The 12,491-nt window shown below is 70.3% G+C and carries 11 protein-coding genes; 10 read left to right on the top strand and 1 reads right to left on the bottom strand.

Annotated elements, in window-relative coordinates:
- Window positions 1-30 precede the first annotated feature (30 nt).
- On the bottom strand, window positions 31-903 hold the full coding sequence (locus tag DLJ53_RS11850; RefSeq protein WP_111345359.1) for an alpha/beta fold hydrolase: 873 nt from the start codon (window positions 901-903) through the stop codon (window positions 31-33).
- Between the two features lie 115 nt (window positions 904-1,018).
- Here DLJ53_RS11850 and DLJ53_RS11845 point away from each other — a divergent pair, with 115 nt between their 5' ends.
- The 10 genes from DLJ53_RS11845 (at window position 1,019) to DLJ53_RS11800 (ending at window position 12,486) form a co-directional block, all read left to right on the top strand.
- Complete coding sequence (locus tag DLJ53_RS11845) at window positions 1,019-1,942, top strand: LysR family transcriptional regulator (RefSeq protein WP_111345357.1); 924 nt, start codon at window positions 1,019-1,021, stop codon at window positions 1,940-1,942.
- Window positions 1,943-2,072: 130 nt separating this feature from the next.
- Complete coding sequence (locus tag DLJ53_RS11840) at window positions 2,073-3,134, top strand: NAD(P)H-dependent flavin oxidoreductase (protein WP_111345355.1); 1,062 nt, start codon at window positions 2,073-2,075, stop codon at window positions 3,132-3,134.
- A 130-nt stretch (window positions 3,135-3,264) separates the two neighbouring features.
- The gene (locus DLJ53_RS11835; protein WP_111345354.1) at window positions 3,265-3,495 is read left to right on the top strand and encodes a DUF1413 domain-containing protein; all 231 of its coding nucleotides are present in this window, start codon (window positions 3,265-3,267) and stop codon (window positions 3,493-3,495) included.
- Between the two features lie 367 nt (window positions 3,496-3,862).
- Window positions 3,863-5,494 carry an amidohydrolase gene (locus tag DLJ53_RS11830; RefSeq protein ID WP_111345352.1) on the top strand — a complete coding sequence of 544 codons (1,632 nt, stop codon included), beginning with the start codon at window positions 3,863-3,865 and terminating at the stop codon, window positions 5,492-5,494.
- Entirely contained in the window at window positions 5,491-6,432 is a 942-nt protein-coding gene (locus DLJ53_RS11825; protein WP_111345351.1) for an ABC transporter permease, read from the top strand. Before DLJ53_RS11830 ends, DLJ53_RS11825 begins: the two co-directional genes overlap by 4 nt.
- A 13-nt stretch (window positions 6,433-6,445) precedes the next feature.
- A complete protein-coding gene (locus tag DLJ53_RS11820; RefSeq protein WP_111345349.1) occupies window positions 6,446-7,339 on the top strand; it encodes an ABC transporter permease in 894 nt (297 codons plus the stop codon).
- Between the two features lie 71 nt (window positions 7,340-7,410).
- On the top strand, window positions 7,411-8,985 hold the full coding sequence (locus DLJ53_RS11815) for an ABC transporter substrate-binding protein (RefSeq protein WP_202913112.1): 1,575 nt from the start codon (window positions 7,411-7,413) through the stop codon (window positions 8,983-8,985).
- 5 nt (window positions 8,986-8,990) lie between these two features.
- Window positions 8,991-10,418: an amidohydrolase family protein gene (locus DLJ53_RS11810; RefSeq protein ID WP_111345347.1), complete on the top strand. Its 1,428-nt coding sequence runs from the start codon at window positions 8,991-8,993 to the stop codon at window positions 10,416-10,418.
- Entirely contained in the window at window positions 10,415-11,428 is a 1,014-nt protein-coding gene (locus DLJ53_RS11805; protein ID WP_111345345.1) for an ABC transporter ATP-binding protein, read from the top strand. Before DLJ53_RS11810 ends, DLJ53_RS11805 begins: the two co-directional genes overlap by 4 nt.
- Complete coding sequence (locus DLJ53_RS11800) at window positions 11,425-12,486, top strand: ABC transporter ATP-binding protein (RefSeq protein ID WP_111345344.1); 1,062 nt, start codon at window positions 11,425-11,427, stop codon at window positions 12,484-12,486. Before DLJ53_RS11805 ends, DLJ53_RS11800 begins: the two co-directional genes overlap by 4 nt.
- Window positions 12,487-12,491 lie beyond the last annotated feature (5 nt).

Genomic DNA, 12,491 nt, shown 5'->3' with positions numbered 1-12,491 from the left:
CAGCCGCCGCTCCGGTCGAGTGCGGGGCGGCTAGATCCCGTGCCGCTCCAGAAAGCGGCGGATGAAGACGGCAATCTCGGGCGCGTGCGTCTCCAGCGCGAAGTGGCCGGTGTCGAGGAGGTGGACTTCCGCATCGGGGTTGTCGCGCTTGAACGCCTCCGCCCCCGGCGGCAGGAAGAACGGATCGTGCCGGCCCCAGACGGCGAGGAACGGCGGGGTGTGGGCCGCGAAGTAAGCGTGAAAGTCCGGGTACATCGCGACGTTCGTCGAGTAGTCGCCGAAGAGGTCGATCTGGATCTCCTCGTTCCCCGGGCGGTTCATCAGCGCGTAGTCCAGCCAGTAGGCCTCGGGCGCCACGGCCGTCTCGTCGGGCACGCCGTGCACGTACTGCCACCTCGTCGCCTCGAACGTGAGAACCGAGCGGATGCCCTCGCGGTTCTCCGGCGTCGGATCGGCCCAGTAGGCGCGGATCGGCGCCCAGGCGTCGCCGAGGCCGTCCTCGTAGGCGTTGCCGTTCTGGGAGATGATGGCGCTCACCCGCTCGGGGCGCGACATGGCGAGGCGGAAGCCGACCGGCGCGCCGTAGTCGAACACGTAGAGGGCGTAGCGCTCGAGGCCGACGGCGTCGGTGAAGTCCTCGACGACCTTCGCGAGATTGTCGAACGTGTAGGTGAAATCACCGCGCGGCGGCGCTTCGGTGAAACCGAATCCCGGCAGGTCCGGCGCCACGATGTGGTAGCGGTCGGCGAGCAGCGGAATGAGATCCCGGAACATGTGCGACGACGACGGGAACCCGTGCAGCAGCAGAATCGTCGGATTCCGGGGGTCGCCCGCCTCGCGGTAGAAGACCGTGACGGGACCGACGACGGCGGTGCGAAGGGCGATGGAGGGCTGGGAGCTCATGGTTCTCTCCGTATGTTGGCCGGGAGCGTTCCCGTTGCCCGCCATGTCGGGCGTTCCATCGTTCGGCGGAATGGTCGAAAATGGGGATGCACTCTTACGCAACGCGGAAGACTGAATGGACCGCATCGACTGCATGAAGGTGTTCGTGACCGCGCTGGACGAGGGGAGCCTCGCCGGGGCGGGGCGGCGTCTCGGCCGGTCGCCCGCCGCGGTCAGCCGCGCCGTCGACTTCCTCGAACGGCATGTCGGCGTGCAGCTCCTGCACCGCACGACGCGCGCCATCCGCCTCAGCGAGGCGGGGGAGCGCTACGCCAACGCCTGCCGCCGCGTGCTCGCCGACCTCGAGGAGGCGGACATGGTGGCCGCGAGCGAGCGGTCCGCGCCGCGCGGCACCCTGACGATCACCGCCCCCGTGGTCAGTGGCAGCGAGGTGCTGCGCCCGATCCTCGACGACTTCCTCGACGCGTACCCGGCGGTCTCGGCGAGGCTCCACCTCCTCGACCGCCCGGTGAACCTGATCGACGAGGGAATCGACGTCGCGCTTCGCATCGCCCACCTGCCCGATTCGTCGATGATCGCCATCCGGATCGGCGAGGTCCGCCGGGTGGTCGCCGCCTCGCCGCGCTACCTCGCCGCCCATCCGCCGATCACGGCGCCGGCCGACCTCGCCCGGCACCACATCGTCGCGATGACGCAGACCGGCATCGACACCTGGAGCTTCCCGCCGCCGGGCGACGGGGCCATCGCCCGGTCCGTCTCTCTGACGCCGCGGCTGATCGTCAACAGCGTGGCCGCCGCCGTCGCCTCCGCCGCGGAGGGACACGGCGTGACGCGGCTCTTCTCCTACCACGTGGCCGAGCGGGTCGGCCGCGGCGAGCTTCAGATCATACTGGAGGGCGACGAGCCGCCGCCCTACCCGGTCCACCTCATCATGCCTGAGCGGCGGCTGTCGGTGCCGAAGGTGCGGGGCTTCGTGGACTTCGCGGTGCCTCGCCTGCGCGCCGCCTTCGCCGACCTCTGGTCGCGGACGACCCCCTGAACCTTCCCCCTTCCGGAAGAGTGTCCACCGCGGAACGCCCATTCCATCATCCGGCGACATGAGGGAGATAGGGGCCAGAGCTCCCACGATCGCGCGCCCGCCGCGCGGCGACGACGAAAGGCCCCGCGTCATGACCACCTTCACCGACCGGCGCATACTCGACCTCTTCGGGATCGACCTCCCCGTCATCCAGGCGCCGATGGCCGGCTCGACGACGCCTGCGATGGTGGTGGCCGTCAGCGAGGCGGGCGGTCTCGGCTCCCTGCCGAGTGGCCAGTACACCGCGCCGCAGCTGCGCGAAGCGCTGGAGGCGGTGCGCAGGGGCACGGACCGTCCGATCAACGTCAACTTCTTCTGCCACACGCCCCCGGCCGACGACCCGGCGCGACAGGCCGGCTGGCTGGAGCGCCTCGCGCCGTACTACCGCGAGGCCGGTCTCGAAGGCGTGTCGCCGCCGGCCGCGGCGACCCGCTCGCCGTTCCACGCGGCCTTCGCCGCCGTCGTCGAGGAGTTCCGCCCCCCTGTCGTGAGTTTCCATTTCGGCCTCCCGGCGCCGGACCTCCTCGATCGCGTCCGCCGGACCGGGGCCAAGGTCATCGCCTCGGCGACCACGGTGCGCGAGGCGGTGTGGCTCGCAGGCCGCGGCGTCGACGCGGTGATCGCGATGGGCGCGGAGGCGGGCGGGCACCGCGGCAACTTCCTGACCCACGACATGTCCACGCAGGTCGGGACGATCGCGCTGGTGCCGCAGGTCGTCGATGCCGTGGACGTGCCGGTGATCGCCGCGGGCGGCATCGCCGAAGCGCGCGGTGTCGCCGCGGCGATGGCGCTCGGCGCCTCGGCCGTGCAGGTCGGCACCGCCTACCTCTTCACCGAGGAGGCGAACGTCGCGCCGCTCTACCGTGCCGCGCTGGAGCAGGCGGCGGGCGACGACACGGCGCTCACCAACCTCTTCACCGGCCGTCCGGCGCGCGGCATCCTCAACCGCGTGATGCGCGAGGTCGGCCCCCTCTCCGAGCTTCCTCCGGAGTTCCCGACCGCGGGCGCCGCCCTCGCTCCCTTGCGCCAGCGGGCCGAGGCGCGTGGCTCGGCGGACTTCACGAACCTCTGGGCCGGTCAGGCCGTCGCCATGAGCCGGGTCACGTCCGCCGCCGAGCTGACGCGCCGTCTCGCCGGGGCAACGACCGCCTGACGGCCATCGCGGCAGCGGCGCGGCGATCCGGTCCTGGCCCGCTCGCCAGCGGCGCCCTACCCTCGGCACGGAGCCCAATTCGCCCGATGCGGCGCGTCGGGCCCACAGGACGAACCGGAGGCCAAGCGCGGTGACCAGCGACGAAATCTCCCGGCTGCAGGCCCGCATCGACACGTGTCAGCCCGGCGAATTCCACTTCCCCGAGATCTACGGACCGGACTGGGACGGCCTTTATATCGGCGACAAGGTCCGCGCCGGGCGCGACTTCATGGAGGCGGTCCGCCGGGGCCGCTTTCCGGGCGTCGAGGACACGGGCCGCAAGCGAGGCGGCGGCCGCGTCTACCTCTGGCACGGCCGCTGAGCGCGCTTCCGTACCTCGCCGAAGCGATCGCAAGCGCGCCTCCGGATTCTCCGTGCCGCGAGCCGCAATGGCGGATTTCGACGCGCGACGAGCCGCCGCAGACGAAGGCCGCCCGCTTCGTGCACAGGCGAGGTTTCGACCGGGGCACTAGAATTACCCAAGTATGACAGCAGGATAACCATGGTCTCCTCACGGCGGGCAGGGATCACGACACGATCCCGGGTCGCCCCGTGCCCAATTTTGCAGCGCAAATTGCGACATCGCGCTGGCGCATCGCGCCGAAGCCTGCTGCAATCCAATTGGTATGCTGTTTGCTGGCATGCCAAATCGCCGGCCCCACCGCCGGCACGGGCTCAAGGACGATCGTATGCTCCCGCGCGCTGATGTGGTTCTGAAGAACGGCCGGATTTGGTGCGGCCTTGCCGAGGGGGCGTGCAGCGCGATCGCCCTGTGGGGCGGGCGCGTCCTCGCCACCGGCGACGGCGACGAGCTCGACGCCCTGATCGGACCCGAGACCCGCGTCGTCGATCTCGATGGCCGCCTCGCGACGCCGGGGCTCAACGACGCGCACCTCCACCTTCTCCCCTACGGCCGCGCGATGGCCGAGGTGGACCTGCGCCCGAAGGCCGCCCCGACCCTCGACGCCCTCATCGATGCGCTGAAGGCGCGCGCGGCCGTCACTCCTCCCGGCGAATGGATCCGCGGCCGCGGCTACGACCACTTCGAGTTCGCCGAGAAGCGCCACCCCTTCCGCGAGGAGCTGGACGCGGCGGTGCCCGACCATCCGGTCTACATCGTGCGCACCTGCGGCCACCTCGCGGTCGCCAACTCCATGGCGCTGGAGCGGGCCGGCATCGGGGAGGGCACGCCCTCCCCCGCAGGCGGGCTCATCGAGCGGCAGAACGGGCGCCTCACCGGGCTCCTGGCGGAGACCGCGCGCGAGCTCGTCATGCACGCCCTGCCGACGCCGACCGAGGCCGACCTCGTGGCCGCGATCGAACGTGGCGGCAACGACCTCCTCACCTACGGCATCACCTCCTGCATGGAGGCGGCCGTCGGCATCGAGAGCGGCTGGCTCGAGATGCTCGCCTATCAGACCGCCCGCCGCTCCGGCCGTCTTCCGGTGCGCACCTACGCCGTGCTGATGGGCGACAGGAACCGCACCATCCTCGACCGCGCGTACGAGGCCGGGTACGTCACCGGCTCCGGCGACGACATGCTTCGGATCGGCGGCGTGAAGATCTTCACCGACGGCTCGGCCGGCGGGCGCACCGCGGCGATGAGCCGGCCCTATCTCGGCGGCGGCGACAACGACCTCGGCATCCTGTGCCTGCCCGACGCGGAACTCGACGCCATGGTCCTCGCCGCCCACCGCCGCGGCTACCGCATGACCATCCACGCCATCGGCGACGCGGCCATCGGCCAGACCCTGACTGCGCTGGAGAAGGCGCTCGACGACACGCCCGATCCGGACCGGCGCCACCGCATCGAGCACTGCGGCTGGCTCACGGACGAGCAGATGGAGCGTCTCGCGGCGCGGCACATCCTCCCCGCCCCGCAGCCGGCCTTCATCTACTACTTCGGCGACCTCTATCTCGACGTTCTCGGAATGGAGCGTTCGGCCGCCTCGCACCCGATGCGCACGTGGATCGAGAAGGGCCTCGAGCCCTCCGCCTCCACCGACTGCCCGGTGACGGCCGTGAACCCGTTCCCGAACCTCTACACGATGGTCACCCGCAGGACGAACCGCGGCACGCAGATCGGCCCCGAGCACAAGCTCTCGCTCGCCGAGGCGCTGCACGCCTACACCTACGCGTCGGCCTATGCCGCCAAGGAGGAGGCGATCAAGGGCCGCCTCGTGCCCGGGCAGCTCGCCGACGTCGCCGTCTTCTCGCGCGACATGTTCGAGGGAGAGCCCGAGGCGATCCTGGACACGGTCTGCGACATGACCATCCGCGGCGGCGAGGTGGTCTACGAGCGGGGCGCGGCGGCGGCATGATCGAGGCGATCGTCAACCGCCTCATCACCTCGATCCCGGTCCTGATCGGGGTGCTCATCCTCGGCTTCGCGCTCCTGCAGCTCGTCCCCGGCGACCCGGCCGTGGTGATCGCGGGGCCGACGGCGACGCCGGACGTCGTCGAGGCGATCCGTCAGGAGCTGGGACTGGACCAGCCGCTGACGGTTCAGTTCTGGTCGTACCTGTCGCGGGTCCTGCAGGGCGACCTCGGCCGCTCGATGATCTCCAACAAGACGGTGCTGTCCGAACTCCTCGCCGCCATCGGCCCGACGCTGGAGCTGATGTTCGCCTGCCTCGTCTGGTCGATCCCGCTCGGCATGGCGCTCGGCACGCTCGCCGCCTTCTTCCGCGGCACGATCGTCGACCGCATCGTGGTGGCGCTGTCGGTCGCGGGCGTGTCGCTGCCGATCTTCTTCATCTGCCTCCTGATGATCCAGTACCTCGGCGTCGCCTGGCGCCTCTTCCCCTTCCTCGGCCGCGGCGGCCCGCTGTGGACCCTCGAGGGGCTCAACCACATCGTCCTGCCAGCCCTCTCCCTCGGGTTTATCTTCATCGGCCCAGTGGCCCGGATGACGCGCTCCTCCGTTCTGGAGGTGCTGCGGCTCGACCATGTGCGCACCGCGCGCGCCAAGGGGCTGCCCGAGACCGCGGTCGTATTGCGGCATGGCCTTCGCAACGCGCTGGTGCCGGTGGTCACGCTGATCGGCCTCCAGGCGGGCTACCTCATCGGCGGCGCGGTGGTGACGGAGTCGATCTTCTCCTGGCCCGGTATCGGCCGCCTCGCCGTCGGCGCGATCCTCTCGTCCGACTTCCCGCTTGCCCAGGGCGCGATCATGGTGTTCGCCCTCGGCTTCATCCTCACCAACATGCTGGTCGACATCGCCTACACGATGCTCGACCCCCGGGTCGGAAAACGATGAGGGTGGGCCGGAGATGACATCGACCGACGCGCCCTCGACGACGAAGGCCCGCCGCCGCGACGGCCGCAGGGCCTGGTGGATCCGCCTGCTGCGCGATCCCGCCGCGGCGCTGGCGATCCTCGTGCTCCTGGTGATCGTCCTCGGCGCGGTCTTCGCGCCGGCGATCGCGCCACACGACCCCTACGCCTCCAGCCGCTCGGTGATGACGCCGCCGATGTGGGCCGCGCGCGGCAGCCCGGACCACATCCTCGGCACCGACGGGCAGGGCCGGGACATCTTCTCGCGCATCCTCTACGGCACGCGGCTCACTCTCCTCATCGGCCTCTGCGCCATCTTCTTCGGCGGCATCACGGGATCGTTGCTCGGCCTGCTGGCGGCCTTCTACCGTCGCATCGACGGTGTCGTGATGCGCTTCGTCGACATGATGCTGTCCTTTCCGGCGATCCTCCTCGGCCTCGCTCTGGTGGCCGTGTTCGGCCCCGGCATCGTGCCGATCATCATCGCCCTCTCCATCGCGACGGTGCCGGACTGCGCTCGGATCGCCCGGTCGGTCGCCGTCGGCATCATGAGCCAGGAATACATCGAGGCGGGCCGCGCCGTCGGCCTCTCCGACCGCGCGCTCTTCACCCGCTACCTGCTGCGCAACGCGATCTCGTCGATCATGATCTTCGTGAGCCTGCGGTTCGGGCAGATCATCCTGATCGGCGCGGCGCTCTCCTTCCTCGGTCTCGGCGCGCGTCCGCCCGCGGCCGAGCTCGGCATGATGGCGGCGCAGGGGCGCGACTTCCTCCTCTTCGCGCCGCACATCGCGGTCATTCCGAGCGCCTTCATCTTCCTGATCGTGCTCGCGGCCAACGTCACCGGCGACGCGCTGCGCGACGTCCTCGACCCGCGGATGTCCTCGTGACGCCGCGTCCTCTCCACCACAACCGGCCGCGGACGCTGACGACCGGCCGCCGACGAAAAGGGAACGACAGAATGCCCAAGCGACTGATCGCAGCGGCCTGCCTCGCCGTGCTCGCGCCCGGTCTGGCCGCCGCCAGCGAGATCACCATCGTGCGCGAGGTCGACACCAACAACTACGACCCGCACAAGTCGACCGCCCGCGCCGCGTCCGAGGCGCTGTTCATGCTCGGCGACACCCTCGTCGCCCTGGCGCCCGACATGTCGACCATCGAGCCGCTGCTCGCCAAGAGCTGGGAGGTCTCGGACGACGGCCTGACCTACACCTTCCACCTGCGCGACGACGTCACCTTCTGCGACGGCAAGAAGATGACCGCCGACGATGTCGTCTACTCGCTGAAGCGCTGGAAGAATCCCGAGACCAAGTCGCCCGTCGCCTGGCGCGCCGGTGACCAGACCGACGTCATCGCCGTCGACGACACGACGGTCGAGTACAAGCTCTCCGCCCCGTTCTCCGAGTTCCTGTACCAGCTCGCCCAGTCCTTCGGCACGATCATCGACAAGGACAACGTCGAGGCGCTCGGCAAGGACTTCGGCGTCACCGGCTTCAACGGGACCGGCCCGTACTGCTGGGGCGAATGGCAGCCGCGCAACACGCTGACCATGACCAAGCACGAGGGCTACACCTGGGGTCCGTCGTTCTACAAGAACCAGGGCCCGGCGCAGATCGACAAGATCACCTGGCAGATCGTCCCCGAGGAGAACACGCGCACCGTCGCCGTCCTCACCGGGCAGAGCGAGATCACCCAGTACATCCCCTATATCGCCGTCGAGCAGCTCCGCGCCGCGCCGAACGTCGAGATCCTGAAGTCGGACGCCGCCTTCTGGACCTACTTCATGGGCTTCAAGATCGACCACCCGGCGGTGGCGGACCCGGCCGTGCGCAAGGCGATGAACCTCGCCGTCGACCAGGAGGCGATGGCCGAGGATCTCTACTTCGGCGAGGTCGAGCCGGCCTATTCCTACATCAGCCAGGAGGCGCTCGACTGGAACCACGACCTCGACGGTGCGCTGCTGAAGTACGACGTCGACGAGGCCAACAAGATCCTCGACGATGCCGGCTGGGCGCGCGGCGCCGACGGTGTGCGGGAGAAGGACGGCGTGCGCCTCGCCCCGCTCGCCTACGTCTTCTCCGGCTCGGGCTGGGCCAAGATCTCCGAGGCCGTCCAGGCGTACCTGCGCGAGATCGGCGTCGACATGCAGATCCAGCCCTTCGACTCCACCGTATACTGGGGCAAGGTCGCGACGCAGGAGTTCGACATGTTCGCCATGTCCTACCCGTACGTCTCCGCCGGTGACGCGCTGAACCTCTACTTCCGCTCCGAGAACGTGCCGACGCCGAACCGCATGAACTGGATCGACGAGGACACCGACAAGCTCCTCGACGAGGGCAAGACCGCGACCGACGACGCGACCCGCGCCACCGCCTACGGCGAGGTGCTGAAGAAGGTCCACGACGCCGCCGTCTGGATCCCGCTCTACCACGAGCCGATGGTGATCGCGCAGTCGACCGATCTGGAAGAGATCGTGCCGCACAACATCTATGGCGCCGGCCTCTACAAGGGCCTGGACATCAAGTTCAAAGAGTAGATTTCATGCCGGGGACGACGGTTATCCGCAACGCCGACTGGGTCGTTGCTTTCGAGGACGGACGCCACGTCTACAAGAAGAACGCCGATGTGGCGTTCGCGGACGGCGTCGTCACCCACATCGGCCGCGTCGACCACGCGGCCGACACCGAGATCGACGGCTCCGGCCGGCTGATCATGCCGGGGCTCGTCAACATCCACTCGCACCCCACCAGCGAGGCGATGAACAAGGGCTTCCTCGACGAGCTCGGCAGCCCCAAGCTCTACATGAGCTCGCTCTACGAGTTCATGCCCCTCTTCCGGCCCGACGAGGAGGGCCGCAGGGCCTGCGTCGAGGTCACCTACTCGGAGCTGCTGCAGTCCGGCGTCACCACTCTCGTCGACCTCTCGATCCCGTTCGAGGGCTGGCTCGACCTGATGGCGCAGTCGGGCCTGCGGGTCGTCGCGGCGCCGATGTACCGCTCTGCCCGGTGGTACACCCGGAACGGACACGTCGTGGACTACGAGTGGGTCGACGACGGCGGCCGCGCCGTCATGGACGAGGCGCTCGCCTACGTCGACGCCGCGGTCGCGCACCCCTGCGGCCGTCTCTCCGGCATGGTCGCCCCGGCGCAGATCGACACCTGCACCGGCGACCTCATCGCCGACTCGTTCGCCGCGGCGCAGGAGCGCGGCCTGACGATGCAGATCCACGCCGCCCAGTCGATCGTGGAGTTCCACGAGATCACCCGCCGCCACGGCAAGACGCCGGTCGAGTGGCTGGACGACCTCGGCGTGCTCAGGGCCGGCGCCGTCATCGGACACGGCATCTTCCTCAACGATCACCCCTGGGTGCACTGGCCTCAGGCCGACGACTTCGCGACGCTGAAGGCGAGCGGCACCGCGGTCGCCCACTGCCCGACCGTCTTCCAGCGCCGCGGCATCACCATGAACACCGTCGGCCGCTACATCCGCAACGGCATCCCGGTCGGCGTCGGCACCGACACCTATCCGCACAACATGCTGGAGGAGCTGCGCAACGCGCTCACCAACTCCCGCGTCATCTCCGGCGACCCGTTCGACCTCCGCACCAGCGATATCTTCAACGCCGCGACCATCGGCGGCGCCGCAATCCTCGGCCGGGAGGACATCGGCCGTCTGGCGCCCGGCGCGAAGGCGGACATCGTCTCGGTCGACATCACCGACCGCGCGATGATGCCGGTGCGCGACCCGCTGCGCTCGCTCATCTACGTGGCCGCCGAGCGCGCGGTGCGCGACGTCTATATCGGCGGCGAGCAGGTGGTGAAGGACGGCGTTGCGCTCGCCTTCGACATTCCTGACGCCCTCTCCCGGCTCCAGGCCGCGCAGCGGCGCGCCGAGGAACAGTTCGCCAGGCTCGACTTCGCGGGCCGCACCCACGACGAGGCCTCGCCCTACACCTTCGGGGTCCGGTGAGCCTCGCGCCGGACACCGCTCCCGTCCCCGCAGCGCCCCTGCTGGCGGTCGAGGACCTCGCCGTCCACTTCAAGGTGGAGGGGGCGACCTATCACGCGGTCGACGGCGTCTCGTTCAGCGTCGACCGGGGCGAGACGCTGGGGATCGTCGGCGAGTCGGGCTGCGGCAAGTCCGTCACCTCGCTCGCCATCATGCGCCTCGTGCCGCAGCCGCCGGGGCGGTACGCGCGCGGGCGGATCCTCTTCGACGGCACCGACCTCCTCGCCCTGCCGCGCCGCCGGATGCGCGCGCTGCGCGGCGGCCGCATCGGCATGATCTTTCAGGAGCCGATGACCTCTCTGAACCCGGTCTACACGCTGGGCGACCAGATCGCCGAGAGCCTCAAGGTCCATGCCGGGCTCACCGGCCGGGCGGCGCGCGAGCGGGCGATCGAGCTCCTCGAGTTCGTCCGCCTCCCTTCGCCGGAGAAGCGCGTCGACGACTACCCGCACCAGCTCTCCGGCGGCCAGCGGCAGCGCGTGATGATCGCGCTCGCCCTCGCCAACGAGCCGGACCTCCTGCTGGCGGACGAGCCGACCACGGCCCTCGACGTGACGATCCAGGCGCAGATCCTGGAGCTATTCGAGGACCTCAAGGCGCGCACCAACGCCGCAACCATCCTCATCACCCACGACCTCGGCGTCGTCGCGCAGTCGTGCGACCGCGTTGTCGTGATGTACGCCGGCCGCGCGGTGGAGCGGGCGACCACCGCCGCCCTCTTCGCCGATCCGCAGCACCCCTATACCATCGGCCTGATGGCGGCCGTCCCGCGGATCGACGCCGCGACGGGCCGGCTCTCCACCATCGAAGGCAGCGTCCCCCGACTCGACGGGACCCTGAAGGGATGCCGGTTCGCCTCCCGCTGCCCGCTCGCCGACGGCCAGTGCCGCGCCGAGGACCCCCCGCTCGTCGCGATCGCACCCGGCCATGACGTCGCCTGCTGGCACGCTCCCATCGAGGCCCGCGCATGACCGCCCTCCTCGACGTCAACGGCCTCACCAAGCACTTCCCCGTAAGGCGCGGCGTCCTGCGCCGGACCGTCGGCACGGTCCGCGCGGTGGAGGACGTCTCGCTCGCCATCGCGCCCGGCACCACCCTCGCCCTCGTCGGCGAATCGGGTTGCGGCAAGTCCACGCTCGGGCGGATGATCCTGCGCCTTCTCGAGCCGACCTCCGGCACCGTCTCGCTCGACGGACGCGACGTCACGGCGCTCTCGGGCGCGGCCCTGCGCGCGGTCCGCCGGGACATGCAGATCATCTTCCAGGACCCGTTCGGCTCCCTCAATCCGCGCATGACGGTCCGTGAGACGGTCCGCGAGCCCCTCGTCCTCCACGGCGTCGCCGAGGGCGCCGCCGCGGACGCCGCGGTCGACGAAATCATGGCGCTGGTCGGCCTGCAGCCCTTCCACGCCGGGCGCTACCCGCACGAGTTCTCCGGCGGCCAGCGCCAGCGCATCGGCATCGCCCGCGCGCTTGCGACGCGCCCTCGCCTCGTGGTGTGCGACGAGGCGGTGTCGGCGCTCGACGTCTCGGTACAGGCGCAGATCATCAACCTCCTGAAGGACCTGCAGGAGCGGTTCGGCATCGCCTACGTCTTCATCAGCCACGACCTCGCCGTGGTGCGCCAGATCGCCGAGCGCGTGGCGGTGATGTACCTCGGTCGCATCGTCGAGGAGGGCCCGGTGGACGCGCTCTTCGCCGCGCCCCGCCATCCCTACACGCGCTCCCTCATCGAGGCCGCTCCGCGTCCGGACCCGGCGGTGGCCGCGCATGCGCCCCTCAAGGGCGACATGCCGAGCGCGATGGCCCCGCCCGGCGGCTGCGCCTTCCACACGCGCTGCCCCATCGCCCACCTGCGCTGCCGCGACGAGCGCCCCGTCATGCGATCGCTCGGCGGCACGATGGTCGCCTGCCACTACGCCGAGGAGACGCCCGCGGCGCCGCCGACACCGCCGACGCCGCGCTCTCCGGCGCTGACCGAACGTCTCGCCGTCCTCGCCCGCGCGTCCGGCGCTCGGCCCCGGACCTGAGCGCC

This window comes from Acuticoccus sediminis (genome assembly GCF_003258595.1).
Classification (GTDB): domain Bacteria; phylum Pseudomonadota; class Alphaproteobacteria; order Rhizobiales; family Amorphaceae; genus Acuticoccus; species Acuticoccus sediminis.
This window is presented reverse-complemented; position numbering and strand designations above follow the sequence as displayed.